This is a genomic window from Azospirillum sp. B506 (assembly GCF_000333595.1).
GTDB lineage: Bacteria > Pseudomonadota > Alphaproteobacteria > Azospirillales > Azospirillaceae > Azospirillum.
Window position 1 is genome coordinate 1 of the sequence record NZ_BADK01000156.1, and the last position, 18,604, is coordinate 18,604.

Here is an 18,604-nt window from a genome sequence, read left to right on the forward strand (position 1 = left end):
CGTCACTGGTGGTCTCCCACACACCGACTGCGACACCGGCCGCCTCGAAGCGGTCGATCAACGAGCGGCAGACCGGATCGTCGATGCTGTCCAGATCGATGCGGGTCGCCGCCTGGGCCGCCGGACCCTGTAGGCGCCACAGAGTGGTCGCGTCGCGCTCCACCAGTTCGGTGATGGCATGGCTGATCGCTTCCACTTTGTGGTTGCCCGACGCCAGCCCATTGGAACCGGCCAGGAAGGCGCCTTGGCCGGGAGCCATGGGCACGGTGAAATTCAGGTGGACCATCTCGAATGGCACCCATTTCGGGCCGCCGTTCAGCAAATCCTGCCCCTCGATCCAGAGGATGGGGCTGTGAGGATTGAAGCTACCGGTCGACAGCCGCGGCAGGCGGTCGACGTCTACCACCGGATGGGTCCAGCGCAACTCCTCGAAGCTGGCGAACTTCAGCGGTAGGGTGATCCGTTCGGCGTGGTAACTCTCGATCGATTCCATGACGCCCGACGCCTTGGCGGCGGCGAGCGTTACCCCCTTGCCCTGCGATACCGAGATGGATCGCGAGTTGGGCCGCGTCACCATCACCACTGGAATACCCACGGCATCCAGCCCGGTGACGTTTGCGACCCGGGTGATCCCCATAATCGGCAGGAACGGGGCGGCCCGCGCCAGGGTCTGTTCGGGCGCCATGACCCGGTGGGTGCCGACCGTATGGGCCTTCACCGCATCCGAAGCGGAGGCTCTGACATCGAGCAGATCGAAGGGCATCGCAGCGTATCCGGGGCGGAGGAAATCGAGAGGATATGGCTCGTTCCCGGGTCCGTGGCCGGTCAGCACTTGCCGGTGCTGGTGGCCACGGTCCGAAGAACTGAAACCGGGAACCCGATCAGGCGCCCGGGGTGATCATGACGCGGGCCGCTTCGTGGTCGGCAGACTGGAAGCCAGCACGGTCGCCGGAGCGGATGTGGGTGCGGGCGGTGGCGATGGCGCTGTCGGCGACTTCAGACACGCCATGGGCGGTAACGGCATACAGACGCCCATCGGCGCCACGGATCATGGAAGTCTGGGAAATCGAAACGTTCATGAATTTTATCCTTCGGGTGTGAGATGACGACTGAACTCTTCACATTCGGAGGGGGGTTCCGCTGTGAAAAATTTCACAGTGCCAGATTCAGCCGAGGTGTAGATGAATTTGAAATTGGCGTTATGCCGCGCAGACCGCTTCCGTACAGTTCACAGGGGAGTAGCCTAATGTTCATTCAAAAAAAGGCTCCCGAGTCCATGTCGAGTATTATTAATATCGGCGTCTTGATGACTTGGCCTGCTGTGGTTTCTCGTACGATTCCGCTGCAGAACCGGCGTGCACGTCTTCGTCTAGAAAATGCAGTCTGGAGCGGGCTGGACGACATCGCGCAAAAAGAACGCCGTCCTGTTCATGATTTATGCATTGAAGTAGATGCTTTACGGTCTCCCGATACCCCGTTAACAAGCGCAATACGCAATTTTGTACTCGATTATTACAGGCAAGCGGAAAGTCTCTAAAAGGTTTTAACAGAAGATAGAAAATATTCGTCTAGTCTGAATGAATGATCGCCACTTACTTCTGAGGAGCGCAGACGCGCACAGCGAGCGGCAACGCGCGTCATGGATAGGCTTAAAGCAATCTGTTCGGACTGCTTTAAGTACTCGCAAGACCGATTGTCCCCGCGATTAATTACAAAAGAGGCTTGTGCATCAAGTGCGGTCGCTTTTACTGAATAACCTATCCGACCGGTTTTTTCTGCAGACTTTTGGACAAGGAATGCATATTGACGTGCCTTATGCGGATTCCCCGTGAGCAGGCATGTTTCACCAAACCATACATGAACTTGGTTCAGGTATGCACATGCTTGCTCTTGCTGAGCGAATAGAAGTGCTTGGGAGAAAAGCTCCATACTGCGTTCTACGTGACCGATTAGAGCATGTGCATAGGCAATTGCACCAATCAAGAAAGCCTTGTGCAATTTCGATTTTGTGACTTCACACAAATCATGCGCCATAGATAGATAGGGCATAGCGTTTTCCGGTCGATCTACCAATAGATAAGACCAACCAATATGCTCATAGGCAAAAAGCTTGGAGAAATTGTGAAAGCTGTTTTCTGCTGCTTCTACGGCTTCTGATGCAGTTGAAATTGCTTCATGGGATTGTCCAATTTCAGCATAGCTGCGAGCAAGATTTGCACAGACTCCAACCTTGCCGATGACAGCAAGGCCGAACCTTTCAAGTTTCCGATCCGTTGCAAGTAGATGACGCGCCGTCTGCAAAATGTCTCGGCCTTTGGTAAAATGACCTTTCTCGGTATAAATTCCACCGAGCCGACTAAGCAGCTGAATACGGGTGTTCAGATCGAAGCTTCCGTCATCTGCCTGCAAACCTTGCTGGCTGAACTCGATCGCTCGGTCTATGTGACCATGTGGCCATTCGATGGCGGCCAGCATCGACGACGCTCTTGCATATCTCCGTGAATCTGAGGTCGACAGAGCCAGTTTCCGGGCTTCTTCAAGCAGGTCATTCGAGTCGGTCAGGCCGCGCGGAAGATTGGCGCGTGCCAAGGCAATGGAGGCGTCGATCCGCCGCAGTCGGTTGCGTGGCGTGTCCAGGCAGTGATCCAGTGCGGTCAGAGCGTTCCGATAATGACGGCTCGCATCCTCCAGGCGGGAGCGCAATTCCGCTCTTACGCCTGCACGGCGGCCGAACAGGTGCGCGGCTGGCCAGTTCTCCGCCATGAAGGCATGATGGGCAAGCAGGTCCAGGCGGTTGGGCAGGTCGTGGTCCCGACGATGGCGCAGCGCTTCCAGCACGCGGGCGTGCAGCGCCCGGCGGTCGGACTTGGTCAGGGTGGCGTAGGCGACTTCCTGGATCAGCGCATGCTTGAAGGAATATTCAAGATTGGGTAGCAGGCGGGTGCGTAGCAGAAAGCCGGCGCGTTCCAGATATGCCAGAGTGTCGGACAGGATCGGCGTGGACAGTCCGGTCAGCGCCTGTAGCAGACCGACGTCGAAAGTCGTTCCAATTACGGCGGCATTCATCAGCAGCCGGCGCCGTTCCAGGGTCATCAGATCCATACGCTCGGCCAGCAGGGCATGCAGAGTGCGCGGCAGTTTATGCACGACAAGCGGGTCGATGAGCCGGTAGGCGCCCGGTGTGCCTTCGATGGCGTTCGACGCCTCCAGCGTGCGCAGAACCTCCTCCAGATAGAGCGGAACACCCTGGCAGCGGCTGGCAACCTGGGCCTTCAACTCCACCAGTGACCAGTCCGGACCGAGCCAGTGCGCCAGGAAGCTTTGAACCTGATCGGAGGACAGCATCCCCAGATCGATGCGCCGCCCGTCCGGCCTGCCGCTCCAGCCTTGCTCCCGCGACTCGGGGCCCAGCGGCGGGGGGCGCCGGGTGGCGAGCAGCAGCAGGCGGGAGCCCGAACCCGGCAGCGCTTCCGCCAGCCGGTCCAGCAGCCGCACCATCACCGGACGGGCCCAATGCGCGTCCTCCACCAGCACCAGCAGGGGCCGTCCGACTGCGCCGCTTTCTGTGCCATTTCCGTTGCCGGCTTCGACCGTGGCTGCCAATTCCAGTGTCGCTCCGACCAACCCTTCGATGCCCAGTGACAGGCGTTGCGCCGCGTCCAGTCCGCCCCACAGCGGATCCAACCCCGGTCGGCCGAACAGCGCGGACACTGCGTCGCCCGACAGCGAACCGGATCGGCGGCGCGCGGCTTCGCAGACCCAGCCGATACCTTCCTCGCAGGCGCAGCCGGCCACCTGTTCGGCAAGACTCAGCGCAACCGCTTCCAGATCGTCTGGATCGGCCAATCTGCGGATCGGCATCTGGGGCCATTGCAGCAGAGTCCAGCGCCGGCTGCGCGGATCGCGCAGGAACTCTCCAACCAGGCGCGATTTGCCAATGCCCGCGTCGCCCCGCAATAGAAGCTGGGTCGGCTTCCCGGCCTCCACCATATCGGCGATGGCGAAGAGGGTGGCCACCTCCTGCTCCCGCCCGACATATGGTGCGTCAGTGGCGGAAAGCATGTCTGTGGCGGTTCGGCGGACGGCACGGGCTCCGTCAAGCAGGAAGGCCGGCATCGGCTCGACCTCGTCGGACAGGCGCAGGCTTCCCATCGGACGCACCGCCACGCCCACCGGTATCAGGTCCAACGTATCGCGGCTGAGCTGGGCGGAGTCCGAGGCGGCACGCTGCTGCAGCTTGGCTGCCATATGCACGCATTCACCGACGGCGCGATAGTCGGTCCATAGGCCATTGGTAACCACATGGGCAACCACGTCACCCGAACTGATTCCGATGCGAATTTGGAAGAGCGGCCGTCCCTGTTCGTCGCGGGTGGCGCTCAGGATGTCCTGGGCGGCAAGGCAGGCGCGAAGCGCATGGTCCTCCTTGGCGCCGGGGGCGCCGAAGGTCGCGAGGAAGCCGTCACCAAGCATCTGGGTCACTGTGCCTTCGAATCGCGGCACCGCCTCCGTCACACGGTTCAGGATCGAGAGAAGAAGGTCGTCAGCATCTTCCGGATCGCGGCCGGCCACCATGGCGGATGAGCGGACGATGTCGACGAACATCGCCGTCACAACCTTGCGTTCACGCGGTTTATCGCCTGGCAGGCGTGATGCCTCCTGCCAGGGACGGCCTTCGTCGGTCGCTGTGCCCAACATGGTGTCCGCCATGTCCGCCCCCCTCGCGGAATTCGCGTTGACATATTAGAGCATGCATTTCGAATTTTGCGAACATCTGAGCGATGCATCGACCGAAGATTTTCGCGCAGGCGGAAACTGGCATATCCCCGTATGCAAATTCGAGCAATAAAAGCGCCGTGACTTGCGCAGCGCTTTTATTGTTACTTGTGGTGAATGTGCACTATGCCTGACCGCATCTGCGATCCAAGCCGGTCAGCTCGACCGGGTTCAACGTCGGAGTGCAATATTCTCCACCTGGGACACATCGCGCACAGCGCCACGGTCGGCGCTGGTCGTCATTGCGGCATAGGCACGCAGAGCCGGGGTAACCATGCGGTCGCGGGCAACCGGCTTCCAGGCATCCATGCCCTTGGCGTTCATCGCATCGCGGCGGCGCTGCATCTCCTGGTCGTCGACGGCGAGGCGGATGATGCGGTTGGGGATGTCTATCTCGATGCGGTCGCCGTCCTGCACCAAGCCGATGGCGCCACCCTGTGCCGCTTCCGGTGAGACGTGGCCGATCGACAGGCCCGACGTGCCGCCGGAGAAGCGGCCGTCGGTGACCAGTGCGCAGGCCTTGCCCAGCCCCTTCGATTTCAGGTAGCTGGTCGGGTACAGCATTTCCTGCATGCCGGGGCCGCCGCGCGGACCCTCATAACGGATGACCACCACCTCGCCCGCTTTGACCACGTCGCCCAGGATGCCAGCGACAGCGTCGTCCTGGCTTTCGAACACGCGGGCGGGGCCTGCGAAGATGAGGTTGGAGGCATCGACGCCCGCGGTCTTCACGATGCAGCCATTCTCCGCGATGTTGCCGTAGAGCACGGCGAGGCCGCCGTCCTGGCTGAAGGCGTTCTCGGCCTTGCGGATCACACCCTTTTCGCGGTCCAGGTCCAACTCCGGCCAGCGGCGCTCCTGGCTGAACGGCACGACGGTCGGGATGCCGCCGGGCGCAGCACGATAGAGGGTGTGGACGGATTGGTCCTGGGTGCGCATCACGTCCCAACGGTCCAGCGCCTCGCCGAGTGACGGGGCATGGACTGTCGGAGTCTCGCGGTTCAGCAGGCCGGCACGATCCAGTTCGCCCAGGATGCCGAAGATGCCACCGGCGCGGTGCACATCCTCGATATGGACGTCCGCCACCGCAGGGGCGACCTTGCAGACGTTGGGGACGCGGCGCGACAGCCGGTCGATGTCGGCCATGGTGAAATCGATGCCGCCCTCCTGCGCCGCCGCCAGGATGTGCAGGACGGTGTTGGTCGAACCGCCCATGGCGATGTCCAGAGTCATCGCGTTTTCGAATGCTTCCTTGGTGGCGATGCCGCGCGGCAGGGCGGTGGCATCCTCTTCCTGGTACCAGCGGCGGCAGAGGTCGACCGCCATCCGGCCGGCGGCGAGGAACAGCTCCTTGCGATCGGCATGGGTCGCCAGGATGGTGCCGTTGCCCGGCAGCGACAGGCCCAGCGCCTCGGTCAGGCAGTTCATCGAGTTGGCGGTGAACATGCCGGAGCAGGAACCGCAGGTCGGGCAGGAGCCACGTTCCATCTCCGCCGCCTCCTCGTCGGAGACGGTGGGGTCGGCGGCGGCGACCATGGCGTCGATCAAATCGACCGACTTCACTTTGCCGCGCCACTTGACCTTGCCGGCCTCCATCGGGCCGCCGGAGACAAAGACCGCCGGGATGTTCAGCCGCATGGCGGCCATCAGCATACCGGGCGTGATCTTGTCGCAGTTGGAGATGCAGACCAGGGCGTCGGCGCAGTGGGCGTTCGCCATGTACTCCACCGCGTCGGCGATCAGCTCGCGCGAGGGCAGGCTGTAGAGCATGCCGCCATGACCCATGGCGATGCCGTCATCCACCGCGATGGTGTTGAACTCCTTCGCCACGCCGCCGGCCTTCTCGATCTCACGGGCGACCAGCTGGCCCAGATCCTTCAGATGGACGTGGCCGGGAACGAACTGGGTGAAGGAGTTGGCGATGGCGATGATCGGCTTGCCAAAATCGCCATCCTTCATGCCGGTCGCCCGCCACAGGCCGCGCGCGCCCGCCATATTGCGACCGTGGGTGGAGGTGCGGGAACGGTAGTGCGGCATGGATCGGTCCTCAGCTGGTCGATTCGGGCGAGTTGGCGAAAGGAATGGAACGAAACGGGTGGGCACCTTAGCAATCTCCTGTCGCGTGCGCCAGAGGCGCGATCCCGTCGAGGACGCCAGAGGCGCGACAGTGGCGTGGCCCTGCCATGCATGCAGCGAAGATTGCCAATGATAAGCACGCTTATTAGTTCAGTAAAACTGATAAGCTAGCTTATGGTGTGCCGATGTCCTCCCCTGCCGAAAGCCGCTCCATGAATGCTCATTCCATGAGTTTGGGCGCCGTCCTGACCGACACGGCACGCCTGATGCGCGTCCGTTTCGACCAGCGCGCGCGCCATCTCGGTCTGACCCGCGCCCAATGGTCGGTGATCGCCACATTGGCGCGGAACGAGGGGATCAAGCAGACGACGCTGGCCGACCTGCTGGAGATCGAGCCGATCACACTCTGTCGACAGATCGACCGCATGGAGGAGGGCGGCTGGATCGAGCGCCGCATCGACCCGACCGACCGACGCGCCCGGCTGCCGCATCTCACGGCCAAGGCGCATGCCGTGCTGGAGAAGGGCAGGGCGCTTGCCACCGGGCTCTATGCGGAGGCTTTGGCCGGCCTGCCGCCCGATGCTGAAACCAGGCTGGTCGAAATGCTGGCCCACATGCGCGCCAACCTGTCCGACCGTCGGCCAGATCCGGCCGAGAAAATCGCGCCTGAAAAAATCGCAGCCAAAGCCTGACGCATTCCGCCCTTTTCCCGGACCTGACCGCCATGACCGCCGTAACCGACCGCGATGCCGATTCCCGCCCTGACGCCGCCAAGCCTGCCCGCCGGACGCGCTGGCGCCGCTGGCTGCTGATGGCCGCCCTGCCGCTGCTGGTGGCGGTCGGCGGCAGCTACGAGTATGTCGTGGGCGGGCGCTATGTCTCGACCGACAACGCCTATGTCCAGCAGGACAAGGTGACGATCAGCCCGGACATCTCCGGCCGCATCGTCGAGGTGGCGGTGCATGAGAACCAGCCTGTCCGTCGCGGCGACCTGCTGTTCCGCATCGACGATGAACCCTATCGGTTGGCTCTGCAGCAAGCGGACGCGGCACTGGCCTCAGCCCGTTTGAAGGTGGAGCAGTTGCGTGCCGATTTGGGTGAGGCCCAAGCCAAGCAGGCCGCAGCGGAAGAGAAGGTTTCCTTCGAACAGCGCGAGTTCCTGCGTCAGCAGGATCTGTTGAAGACTGGCGTCGCCGCGCGGGCCACCTACGATTCGGTGCGCCATGACCTGATGGCCGCCCAACAGGATCTGAATACGGAAAAGCAGGCTGTGGTCAGTGCCCGTGCCGCGCTGGGCGGCAATCCCGACATTCCGACCGACCGCCATCCGACGGTGCTGGAGGCGTTGGCGAAGAAGGCATCCGCGCAACGCGACCTGGACCACACGGTGGTGACGGCGCCGGCCGATGGCGTGGTCAGCCAGACCGACCGGTTGCTGGTCGGGCAATACGCCTCGGTCGGCCTGTCGGCGGTCAGTGTGGTGATGAGCGGGTCGAGCTGGGTCGAAGCCAACTTCAAGGAAACCGACCTGACCCATATGGCGGTCGGCCAGACAGCGACCGTGGTGCTGGATGCCTACTCCGGCCGTACCCTGACCGCCCATGTCGAAAGCATCGGTGCCGGCACCGGTTCGGAATTCTCCGTCCTGCCCGCCCAGAACGCCACCGGCAATTGGGTGAAGGTGGTGCAGCGCGTGCCGGTCCGTCTGCGCATCGACGGGATGGAAGGCAACCGGACTGGCGGCGATCCGGTGCCGCTGCGCACCGGCCTGAGCGCCGAGGTGGAGGTCGACACCAAGTACAGCCGGCCACTGCCGGGCGCCGTCGGCAACGCACTCGCAGCGATCCGGTAGGGCCATCCGTTTCCCATTTATCCGCAGGCACAGCTATGGTCGCCAGCCAAACAACCGCAGCCCCGCATGAGGTGAAGCACCGCGGCATGATCACCGTGTCGATCATGCTTGCCACCATCATGCAGGTGCTGGACACCACCATCGCCAATGTCGCCTTACCGAGCATGCAGGGCAGCCTGGGGGCGGCGCAGGACACCATCACCTGGGTGCTGACCTCCTACATCGTCGCCGCGGCCATCGCGACGCCGGCCACCGGCTGGATGGCGGACCGGTTCGGGCGCAAGCGGCTATTCCTGATCGCAGTGGCAGGCTTTACGGCGGCCTCCGTATTGTGCGGGTTGGCGGGCAGCCTGACCCAGATGGTTGCCTTCCGGCTGGTGCAGGGCATCTTCGGTGCGGCGCTGGTGCCGCTGTCGCAGTCGGTGCTGCTGGACATCAATCCGAAGGAGCGGCACGGGCAGGCGATGGCCCTGTGGGGAGCCGGCATCATGGTCGGCCCCATCGCCGGCCCGACTCTTGGTGGGTGGCTGACCGACAGCTTCAGCTGGCGTTGGGTCTTCTACATCAACCTGCCGGTCGGGCTGCTGGCCTTCTTCGGCATGCTGGTCTTCCTGCACGAGACCAAGGGGCGCCTCCGCAGCTTCGACGTCTTCGGCTTCGCCATGCTGGGGCTGGCGGTCGGCGCCTTCCAGATGCTGCTGGACCGTGGCGAACAGCTGGACTGGTTCGGTGCGACCGAGATCTGGATCGAGACGGCGCTGGCCGCCTGCGCCTTCTGGGTCTTCGCCATCCACATCGCCACCGCCCACGGCAACACGAAAACCGAACCCTTTATCGACCCGGCGCTGCTGCGCGACCGCAACTTCGTCACTGGGCTCATCCTGATCTTCGTGATTGGTGTGATCCTGCTGGCGACCATGGCGCTGCTGCCACCGATGCTGCAGAATCTGTTGGGTTACCCGACGGTGACCACCGGGCTGGTGCTGGCGCCGCGCGGAGTCGGCACGATGATCTCGATGCTGGCGGTCGGCCGGCTGGTGCGAAAGGTGGACGCCCGCCTGCTGATCCTGGCCGGTGTTCTGCTGACCAGTTGGTCGTTGTGGTCCATGACCGGCTTCACCATCGTGATGGACCGCGAGCCAGTCATCGTCAGCGGCGTGGTGCAGGGGCTTGGCTTGGGTCTGGTGTTCGTCCCGCTCAGCACCATCGCTTTCGCCACGCTGGAGCCGCGGCTGCGCACCGATGCCGCCAGCTTGTTCAGTCTGGTCCGCAACCTGGGCAGCAGCGTCGGCATCTCGGTGGTGATGACCTTGCTGTCGCAGAACACCCAGGTCAATCACGCCAGCCTCGCCGCACACCTGACGCCCTTCTCGCCGATGATGACGGAGCAGGTGACCGACACGCCCGAGGCCTTGGCGATGCTGAACGCCCAAGTCACCCAGCAGGCGGCGATGATCGCCTACATCGACGACTTCAAGCTGATGATGTATGTCGCGCTTCTCGTCATCCCCATGCTGCTGCTGCTCCGGCGGCCGAAGGCGGGAGCCCCGGCCCCGGAGGACGCGGCGGTGATGGAGTAGGCGCTGCCTCGATCGAGGCGGCCCGATCAGGCGGACATTTCCGACATTGCCCGGCAGCTTTCGGCGCAACGGCGGCACATCTCGGCACAGCGCCTCATCATCGCGTCGTCGGCCATGCGGTCGCACTGTTCGGCGCAGGCCGCGCAGATCTCGGCGCAGACGCCGCAGGTTAGGTGATGGAAGCGGGAGCCGCGGAGCATGAAGTCGGCACTGGTGCGGCAGACATCGACGCAATCCAGCATCAGGCGGATATGCCCGGCCTCCGCATGCGCACCGCCCTCGGTCAGGCAATGCGCCACGGTTTCCAGACAGATGGTGTGGCAGTCGGTACAGTTGCGGATACAGTTGTCCATCGACGGCATGCTGGCCATGACTGGTCCTCCGGAGAAGATTGCAGGGATGACCTGACAACCGGCTCCGGGGTCGCAGGGTTCCGATGGCGAAGGCTGAGGTCAGCCGGCTGTGGCGCTCTTGCCGCCGTCCTTCTTCGTGCTGCGCGGAGGCTTCGCGGCCGGGGATTTGGCGGCCGTCGACTTTGCGGTGGTCTTGGGAGCGGCTTTTGCAGGTGTCTTCGCTGAGGCGGCCTCTTCGGCCGGCGTGGCATCGGCCTTTGTCTTGGAAGCGGCCGGCTTTGTCTTCGCGGGCTTGGCGGCTTCGGATTTGGCGCTGACCGCTGGACTGCCGGCAACCTCCGACAGGGATTCGGCAGCGGCGCGGGTGCTCTTGCCGGCAACCTTGGCGGTGACCTTGGAGACCGGGGGCTTCTTGTGCGACCCGGCGACCTTGCCGGTCGGCTCCAGCGCGCCGCCGCCGCGGACTTCCGCCTCGGCCTGGGTCCAATGGTCGGAGTCGCGACCGTGCGGACGGCCCTCGCTCTCCCACAACTCATGGGCACGGCGTCGGATACGCTCCTGGATATCGTCGGTATCGGCCATCGAGTTCCCCATTTGTCTGTCCGGCATTTGTCTGCGCGGCCTGCCTGCCATACCGTATTTTGTGGCAGCGACCCGCCAACGTTGCAAAGCCATTCGTGCGAGGCACCACGAAAGAGGCGGAGACCCGCGACTCCGCCGTTCGACCAGGGCAACACCGCAGAATCGGACTGGTTCCCATCGGGATCGGGAGATGGTTCCCAACCGTCTGCATTCCATGCCACAAGGCGCCCGTCGACCTGAACCGTGAGCGGCACAAATCATGACGCCTGCACCCTCCGTCGCCCGTCCCTCCCTGCTCGACCGCATTGCGGCGGCACCCTGGTGGCTGCTGTGCGTGGGGTTGGCGGCGGCGATGGCCCTGTCGGTCCTGCTGGTCGGGTTCCGGCTGCCCTACTGGGTGCATGCGGATCAGGATCTGGTGCTGGCCTATCACGGGCTGCTGTTCGGCGACGGGTTGCCGCAGGAGTATTTCGACCATCCCGGCTATGGCTATTTCCTGGTGATCGACCTCTGGTACCGGCTGCTGCATGCGGTCGGGCTGCTGCCGGTCGCCAGCCTGTCGGCCCTGCCTCCGGGCGGCGACGTGGCGGCGACCGAAGCCGTGTGGCAGTCGCTGGTCCAGGCCGGGCGCGCGCTGTCGATCCTGCTGACCGCTGCCTTCGCCGTCGGCTATGCCACGCTGCTGCGCGGGCTGGTGGGCGACCGGCGGGTGGCGCTTCTGGCCGGGATCCTGCTCGCCTTCGGCGTCGGGCTGACGGCGCAGGGCCGGCAGATGCGCACCGACCTGCTGTCGGCAGGGTTCGTCGTGCTGGGACTGCTGATGGTCCTGCGGGCGGTGCGGCCGGCGGAGGGCAAGCCGTGCGGCGGCGCTTCGCTGGTGCAGCTGGCGCTGGGGGGGCTGCTGGTCGGGCTGGCCATGTTGACCAAGGTGCAGGCGGTTTTCCTGGCGATGGGCCTGCCGGTGGCGGCGATCCTGTTCGGGCGGCGGGCGGAGCCGGAGCGCGCGGCTGGAGCCGCCTGGGGCATTGCCGCCCTGGCCGGGCTGCTGGCGGCCGTGGCGGCGGTGCCGGCCTTCGGGCTGATCCAGGCCGGGCTGGCCGGCTGGGGGCGAGCGGTCTATCCCTATACCCCCGTTGGGAGTTTGTCGGGCGGCGGCTATCAGGCCATCGTCGCCGGATGGGTGCTGGTCGGCATCCTGGTCCATGCGGCGGTCCACCGTGTGCCGACGGCCCGTGCGGTGGCCGGGGCCGCGGCGGTGCTGCTGGGGCTGGCGGCCGGTCTGCTGGCGCTCGACATCCGCTGGAACGAGCAGAACGCCATCGCCGTGGCGAACTTCGTCGAGCACATGTTCGTCTTCTCCTCCTGGCGGCATGGGGCGGAGTTGCAGGGCCAGGGGAATGTGGTGGGGCAGGGGACGCTTGGACTGCTGCTGGCCGGCATCGGCCGGACCCTGGCGATCCGCACCATCGTCCTGCACCCCGACAACATTCCGCAGACCATCATCGTGGAGTGGTTCGCGCTCGCCGGGGCGGTGGTGCTGTGGCGGCGGGGCGAAAGGCTGGCAGCCGTGCAGGCGCTGTTCCTGCTGCTGGTCGCCTGGGGGCTGGAGTCGCTGTTCTCGCTGCGCGGCTTCCAGCGCGCCTATGCCGCCTACACCGACCCGCTGGCGATCCTGTCGGCGGCCTGGGTGCTGGCGCGGATGCCGGGGTTGCTCGACCGGTCGAAGCCGCGGCGCTGGATCCTGGGGGGCGTGGCGCTGGTGGTGGTCGCCGCCCATGCCTGGCCGATCATCGAGACCCGCAAGCTGCCCAACCCGGTGACCCATTGCGAGTGGATCCCGATCTACATGCCCAAGGTGGCGCCGTTTCCTTTCTGCCGTTAGCCGCCTCCCATCTCCCGCGCACGGTCGAGCGCCTCGACCACGCCGGCGCTGTCGATCTCGTTGAAGTCGGGGTGGTGGTGGATCAGCACGCGCGGTCCGGTGCTGTGGATCGGATTGGAGGCGTCGGAGAAGACCGCCACCGTGGGACAGCCGACCGCGGCGATCAGGTGGGTCGGGCCGGTGTCGTTGCCGACGGCTCCCCAGGCCCGGCGGGCCAGCCCGCCCAGTTCCGGCACGCTGGTCCGGTCGGTGAGGTCGACTGTCTGCGGGCAGGTGTCGGCGATGCTGCGGGCGAGGTCGCGCTCGATGCCGGTGCCGATCACCGCCGGCACGATGCCGCGCCCGGCCAGCGCCGCCGCCACCTCGGCATAGCGGCGGACCGGCCAGCGCTTGTCCGGCCGTCCCGGCGAGGAGCCGGGGACCAGCAGGGCGAAGCGCTGAGGCAGCCCGAATTTGGAAATGTCGGCGTCGAGCCAGGACAGGTCCGGAGTCTTGTCCGGGACGATGCCGAAGGGGGCGAGCTGGCGGACATAGCGGTCGCGCACCGGCACCTTGCGCCGGCCTTCATAGCGGTCGGGATGCGAGGCGCCATGGGCGGTGCCCGACCATTCCGGCCATGGGCCGGGAAACAGCAGCCGGTGATAGAGGTCGGTGCGGGTCTGCGCCTGGAGATCGTAGACGCGGTCGAAGCGGTGGGCGCGCAGGGCGCGGCGGATCGCCAGATAGGCCGACAGCGACCGCTCGCGCGGGTCCTCCAGCACCTCGTCGAACAGGCCGCTCATCCGGGCGAGCGGAGCCAGCGAGGGCAGGGTCAGCAGTGTCACGCGGTCGCCGGCATGGTGGCGGCGGATGGCGGCGAAGGCGGTCTGGGCCAGGAAGAAGTCGCCGAAGGCGCCCAGCTTGATGACCAGGATGCGGAGCGGTCGCTTGCTCATCGTGTCTTGTCCCCGATACCGGTCGCCAGCCGCAGCATCAGCGCGGCGGACAGGAAGCCCGCCATCCACCAGGGCTGCCAGATGCCGTAGGCGGTGCTGCCCATCGCCAGTGCGGTTGCGAACAGGGCGAGCGCGAAGGGCTGGTCGCGGCGGTCGAGCCGGGCGGTGGCGGCCAGCAGCATCAGCAGGACGGCCAAAGCCAGTGTGGCACCCACCGCGCCGGTTTCCAGCCAGACCTGGAGGAAGGCGTTGTGCGGGTGCAGCGGCAGCAGGCTGTCGCCGATCGGCGAAAACTCCGACACCGCGCCTTCGGGCGGCAGCGAGCGCGAGGCGTCGATGCCCTGGCCGAACACGGGGGTGCGCAGCGCCCGCTCCGCCGCATGGCCCCAGATCTCGACCCGGTGCTGGGCGGAGCGGAACAGCAGGCTGGAATGGTCGAGGTCGAGCGGACCGGAGAACAGCAGGGCGGCCGGAAGCACCAGGAGGAAGGCGGCGGTGACCACGGCGGAGAACAGGCGGCGGGTCCAACGGGCCGACGCGCGGGCGGCGGCGAGCGTGATCAGCCCGGCGGCGATGCCCAGCATGGCCGACCGGCTGGTCAGCGGCAGGCAGGCCAGCGCATAGCCGACCGGCACCAGCAGGGCGAGAGCCTTGCGTCCGAAGCGGTCCACCGCCAGCGCGGCCGGCCAGACCAGCAGGCAGAGCAGCGCTGCCGTCCGCTTCGGCACATTGCCGTTCAGCAGGTTGGGCAGCTGGTCGTCGGGCACGCTGTTCCACCAGCGGTTCAGCGGGAAGTCCAGCGCCGCCTCCACCGCGAACAGCAACCCGCCGGCCAGCCCGCCGGCCAGGAACAGCCCGGCCAGCCGCCGCACGTCCGCAGCCGGCAGCCCGGCGATCCAGGCGCCGCCGGCCAGGGCGCCGAGCGCGATGTAGCCGATCTCCAGCACCGTTGCCAGGGCGCGGTCCGACGGGCTCCACAGGCAGGAGGCCAGGGCCAGCAGCAGGAAGGCCCCCACCGCGGCGACCGCCGGGGTCAGACGCAGGATGCGCCCGAAGGCACCCCGCCGGATCAAGCCGGCGAGCGACAGCAGGAGCATGAGGATCGCCCAGACCGGCAGCCCGCGCGGGGCCAGCGCGGCCAGCGGCCCCAGCATCAGGGCAGCGGCCCCTGCCACACCCTGCAACACGGCATCGACCCCGCGTCCGGCGGGAGACGGGCCGGGAGCGGAGGGCGGAGAGGCGGGGCGCGACGCGGTGGCGTCCAGGGACTCGACGGGCATGAACTCGACGCGGATCAGCGGAAACCGGCGGGGACTTAACCGCACTCCCGTTCCGAAAGCAACGGCGCGCGGTCGGCGGGGGCTGGGCGCCGGATGAGACATTTGGAACAGCGTGGAACAGGTTTGTGGCGACTGTTCCATCGTTTCATCCGGCGGTGGGGCGGCAGCGGGGGCGGGCCGGACCGGACGGTTGAAACAGCATGAAACAAGACGCCGGGGGCTGTTCCATTGTTTCATCCTGAGGGAAGCCCTTGATGGGAAACGCAGATCGGGTGAACGTCATCCGGCGGCGCATGAGGACCACTCCTGCTGATAGACAGGATGGTATTCCTATCATGGCTGTGGGACGGTTGGGAAAGGGCGGGTGAAAATCGCGGGATGAACGGGTCGCATATGGCTCCCTCTCCCCGGGCGGGAGAGGGCGACGGTCACCGCGGATTGCCTTGTGGCGACGCCGACGGTTACGCTTCCTGCCGGGACATGGCGAAGGGGGCGGAGATGGAGCGCAACGAGGCGCAGGGGACGGACGGCTATCGGATCCGCGTGATGAGCCGCTCCGAGTTGGATCTTGCGGTGGACTGGGCGCGGGCGGAGGGGTGGAACCCGGGACTGCAGGATGCCGGCGCCTTCCATGCCGTCGATCCGGCGGGCTTCCTGGTCGGGCTGCTGGATGGGCAGCCGGTGGCCTCGCTTTCCGTCGTCCGTTATCCGGGGAATTTCGGCTTCCTCGGCTTCTACATCGTGCGGCCGGAGGCGCGCGGGCGCGGCTTCGGCTGGCGGCTGTGGCAGGCTGGGCTGCGTCATCTGGAGGGCTGCACCGTCGGCCTCGACGGGGTGGTCGCGCAGCAGGAGAATTATCGGAAGTCCGGCTTCGCCCTGTCCCACCGCAACATCCGTTTCGGCGGCAGCCTGCCGGACCATGATGGGAGCGGAACCGGTCTGGTGGACGCGCGCAAGGTGCCGTTCGATCTGCTGACCACGCTGGACGCCGAACTGTTCCCGGCGCCGCGTCCGGGCTTTCTCGCCAACTGGATCGCCCTGCCGGGCGCCACGGCGCTGGCGGCAATGAGGGATGGCGCGGTTGCCGGCTTCGGGGTGATCAGGCCCTGCCACAGCGGCTTCAGGATCGGCCCGCTCTATGCCGCCGATGGGGGGATTGCGCGGGAACTGGTGCTGGCGCTTGCACGGGCGGCCGGTGCCGGGCCGGTGTTCCTCGATGTGCCGGAACCGAACGCGGCGGGGGTGCGGCTGGCGGAGGAGTTGGGGTTGACGCCGCAGTTCGAAACCGCACGCATGTATCTGGGGCCGGCACCGGCGACCGATCTGGGGCGGCTGTTCGGGGGCACGAGCTTCGAGCTGGGGTGATGCCCGATCAGCGCATGACCTTCACCATCAGAAGCTCGTCGATGTAGGCCCCATCCACCTTCAGCGCCCGCGGCTCCGTCGCGAACGGCTCGAAGCCCAGGCGTTCGTAAAAGCCGATGGCCCGCCGGTTGGTTACCGCGACGGAGAGATGGATTTGCTCGACCCGCTCTGCGGCATGGGCGAGCAGGGTGGCCATCACCGCATCGGCAAGACCGCTGCCCCGCCTGTTCTCGCGGACATAGACGCCCCAGAGCATGCCCTTGTGCCGCAACTTGGCCTGTGCGGGAATCAACAGCCCGGCGGTGGCGTCCAGTTGCCCGTCGACGAAGCCGCCGGCGATGTATCCGCCCGCGATCCTGTCCACAAAGCTGGAGAGCGGGCTGCCACTTTCCTCGGCATGGCTCGATCCGAAGGCATCCGGATGCCGATGCAGGGCTTCAAGGCGCAGCGAGCGGAATGCCTCCGCGTCACCCGGCAGGAGCCGACGGACCTTGCTCATGGGTATATCCTCGACAGGGAGTGCCACCAACTTTCACGCAGCGCCGAAAGTGCTCTCACGCCAGCAGGTCGTCGTGCCGGTTGCGGCGGATCCACATCGCGGCATAGCCGCACAGCGGGACGATCTTCAGCCCTTCGGTGCGGGCGGTTTCCACCACGCCTTCCATCAGGCGGCCGGCGGCACCGGTGCCGCGCAGCGAGGGTGGGGCTTCGACATAGGAAATCACCAGGGTCCGGCCGTTGCGGCGATAGTCGGCGAACACCGTCTGGGTGCCGACCGCCAGCTCGAACCGGTTCATCGCGCGGTTGTCGGTGACCGCCTGTGCCATTCCTGATGCTCCGTCTGTTGTGGGGACGTTGATCCTTACAACAGGTGGCATGACGCGAACCGGTCGGCAGCCCCTTTTTTTCGGAAACCGCGCTTTCACTCCCCTTGCCAGCCGCAGGCGGACAGCGCGTCCCGCATATGGTCCGGCACCGGGGCGACAGCGCTGACGGGGGCGTATTCGAAGGCCATGCGGAAGGCGATGGAGCGGGACAACAGGTGCAGGTTGCCGGGCGGGCGGCGTTCGGGGCCGTAGAAGGGTTCGCCCAGCAGCGGGCAGCCGATGGCGGCGCAGTGGACGCGGATCTGGTGGGTGCGGCCGGTGCGCGGGCGCAGCTCCAGCCAGGAGCGGCCGTTTCCGGTGCCGAGCACCCGGTATTCGGTCACCGCCGGCTGGCCGGCCGGGTCGGGCAGGATGGTCCAGGACGACCGCGCCGCACCAAGAGGGGATTTGGGCTCGATCTTCTTGAGCAGGGGCAGGTCGATGACGCCGGAGTCGGATTCGGGGATGCCGTCGGCCACCGCCCAATAGGTCTTCCCGACATGGCCGGCGGCGAACATCTGGCCGAAGCGCTTCAGCGCCCAGGGCGTGCGGCCCAGCACCAGGCAGCCGGCGGTGTCGCGGTCCAACCGGTGGGCGAGCTTCGGCGGCTCCTCGCCGGGTTCCGCCAGATGGGGCAGGTACAGCTCCAGATGGTCGGTGATGCGGCCGGCCTTGTGGACGGCCAGACCGGCCGGCTTGTCGATGACGAAGCACAGCGCGTCCCGGTGAAGCACGCGGGCGCGCAGCCGGTCCGCAGTCAGCAGGCCCGCAGTCAGCAGGCCCGCAGTCGGCTGGTCAGGGGCGGTCCGCCCCTCTGTCGGGGAGTTCGAGGTAAGCGAGTCGGGGATCATGACCGGCACCATGAACGCCGGCGGGCCGTTTACGCAAGTATTCACAATGAAACGTCATACGGAAAATCTGCCAATAAAGCTACAATGGACGGCGGGCAGCGGCACGGTGTCGCGCTGGCGGTTTTCGGCGGTTTTTCAAGCGTTCCCGCCTATGAGAAAGGTGCGGGTTCGATTCGGACCTAACGGATAAAGATCGGCTTGATGAG

Annotated in this window: 17 protein-coding genes; 6 read left to right on the top strand and 11 right to left on the bottom strand. The window is 66.0% G+C overall.

What is annotated here, in order from left to right; all coding sequences use genetic code 11:
- A partial coding sequence (locus I71_RS05560) for a YcaO-like family protein (RefSeq protein ID WP_042692000.1) occupies window positions 1-763 on the bottom strand: 763 nt, incomplete at its 3' end.
- 118 nt (window positions 764-881) lie between these two features.
- Window positions 882-1,079, bottom strand: coding sequence for a hypothetical protein (locus tag I71_RS05565; RefSeq protein ID WP_042692002.1), 198 nt, complete (start codon window positions 1,077-1,079; stop codon window positions 882-884).
- Window positions 1,080-1,102: 23 nt separating this feature from the next.
- On the opposite strand from I71_RS05565, the gene I71_RS35640 reads away from it, so the two are divergent.
- Complete coding sequence (locus I71_RS35640; protein WP_083896994.1) at window positions 1,103-1,537, top strand: ribbon-helix-helix domain-containing protein; 435 nt, start codon at window positions 1,103-1,105, stop codon at window positions 1,535-1,537.
- Here I71_RS35640 and I71_RS05570 read toward each other — a convergent pair.
- Together I71_RS05570 and ilvD are read right to left on the bottom strand one after the other, a co-directional pair.
- Window positions 1,534-4,710 carry an adenylate/guanylate cyclase domain-containing protein gene (locus tag I71_RS05570; protein WP_083896995.1) on the bottom strand — a complete coding sequence of 1,059 codons (3,177 nt, stop codon included), beginning with the start codon at window positions 4,708-4,710 and terminating at the stop codon, window positions 1,534-1,536. The genes I71_RS35640 and I71_RS05570 overlap by 4 nt on opposite strands.
- A 237-nt stretch (window positions 4,711-4,947) precedes the next feature.
- Complete coding sequence (gene ilvD / locus I71_RS05575; protein WP_042692004.1) at window positions 4,948-6,813, bottom strand: dihydroxy-acid dehydratase; 1,866 nt, start codon at window positions 6,811-6,813, stop codon at window positions 4,948-4,950.
- Window positions 6,814-7,079: 266 nt separating this feature from the next.
- Between ilvD and I71_RS05580 the strand changes: the two genes are divergently transcribed.
- Genes I71_RS05580 through I71_RS05590 form a run of 3 tightly spaced genes read left to right on the top strand, consistent with a single transcriptional unit; the run spans window position 7,080 to window position 10,284 of the window.
- Window positions 7,080-7,544, top strand: coding sequence for a MarR family winged helix-turn-helix transcriptional regulator (locus I71_RS05580; protein WP_244433653.1), 465 nt, complete (start codon window positions 7,080-7,082; stop codon window positions 7,542-7,544).
- A gap of 32 nt (window positions 7,545-7,576) precedes the next feature.
- Window positions 7,577-8,704, top strand: coding sequence for an HlyD family secretion protein (locus I71_RS05585; protein WP_042692010.1), 1,128 nt, complete (start codon window positions 7,577-7,579; stop codon window positions 8,702-8,704).
- A 35-nt stretch (window positions 8,705-8,739) separates the two neighbouring features.
- Window positions 8,740-10,284, top strand: a complete 1,545-nt coding sequence (locus tag I71_RS05590; protein ID WP_042692013.1) for a DHA2 family efflux MFS transporter permease subunit — start codon at window positions 8,740-8,742, stop codon at window positions 10,282-10,284.
- 26 nt (window positions 10,285-10,310) lie between these two features.
- On the opposite strand, the gene I71_RS05595 is transcribed toward I71_RS05590, so the two are convergent.
- Together I71_RS05595 and I71_RS05600 are read right to left on the bottom strand one after the other, a co-directional pair.
- Complete coding sequence (locus I71_RS05595; RefSeq protein WP_042692015.1) at window positions 10,311-10,655, bottom strand: four-helix bundle copper-binding protein; 345 nt, start codon at window positions 10,653-10,655, stop codon at window positions 10,311-10,313.
- 81 nt (window positions 10,656-10,736) lie between these two features.
- The gene (locus I71_RS05600) at window positions 10,737-11,219 is read right to left on the bottom strand and encodes a DUF2934 domain-containing protein (protein WP_085940682.1); all 483 of its coding nucleotides are present in this window, start codon (window positions 11,217-11,219) and stop codon (window positions 10,737-10,739) included.
- Between the two features lie 259 nt (window positions 11,220-11,478).
- Between I71_RS05600 and I71_RS05605 the strand changes: the two genes are divergently transcribed.
- Window positions 11,479-13,101 (top strand): glycosyltransferase family 39 protein, encoded by a 1,623-nt coding sequence (locus I71_RS05605; RefSeq protein WP_042692022.1) that lies wholly within the window; start codon window positions 11,479-11,481, stop codon window positions 13,099-13,101.
- Here the strand turns inward: I71_RS05605 and I71_RS05610 are convergent.
- Entirely contained in the window at window positions 13,098-14,036 is a 939-nt protein-coding gene (locus I71_RS05610; protein ID WP_042692024.1) for a glycosyltransferase family 9 protein, read from the bottom strand. The genes I71_RS05605 and I71_RS05610 overlap by 4 nt on opposite strands.
- The gene (locus I71_RS05615; protein ID WP_244433654.1) at window positions 14,033-15,316 is read right to left on the bottom strand and encodes an O-antigen ligase; all 1,284 of its coding nucleotides are present in this window, start codon (window positions 15,314-15,316) and stop codon (window positions 14,033-14,035) included. Before I71_RS05615 ends, I71_RS05610 begins: the two co-directional genes overlap by 4 nt.
- Before the next feature lie 393 nt (window positions 15,317-15,709).
- On the opposite strand from I71_RS05615, the gene I71_RS05620 reads away from it, so the two are divergent.
- Window positions 15,710-16,681 carry a GNAT family N-acetyltransferase gene (locus I71_RS05620; RefSeq protein ID WP_244433655.1) on the top strand — a complete coding sequence of 324 codons (972 nt, stop codon included), beginning with the start codon at window positions 15,710-15,712 and terminating at the stop codon, window positions 16,679-16,681.
- A gap of 7 nt (window positions 16,682-16,688) precedes the next feature.
- Here the strand turns inward: I71_RS05620 and I71_RS05625 are convergent, their stop codons facing one another.
- The 3 genes from I71_RS05625 to I71_RS05635 all read right to left on the bottom strand — a co-directional run bounded on the left by I71_RS05625 (window position 16,689) and on the right by I71_RS05635 (window position 18,308).
- A complete protein-coding gene (locus I71_RS05625) occupies window positions 16,689-17,180 on the bottom strand; it encodes a GNAT family N-acetyltransferase (protein ID WP_042692027.1) in 492 nt (163 codons plus the stop codon).
- 55 nt (window positions 17,181-17,235) lie between these two features.
- Window positions 17,236-17,508 (bottom strand): GNAT family N-acetyltransferase, encoded by a 273-nt coding sequence (locus I71_RS05630; RefSeq protein ID WP_042692030.1) that lies wholly within the window; start codon window positions 17,506-17,508, stop codon window positions 17,236-17,238.
- Between the two features lie 95 nt (window positions 17,509-17,603).
- The gene (locus tag I71_RS05635) at window positions 17,604-18,308 is read right to left on the bottom strand and encodes an RluA family pseudouridine synthase (RefSeq protein WP_042692040.1); all 705 of its coding nucleotides are present in this window, start codon (window positions 18,306-18,308) and stop codon (window positions 17,604-17,606) included.
- Window positions 18,309-18,604 lie beyond the last annotated feature (296 nt).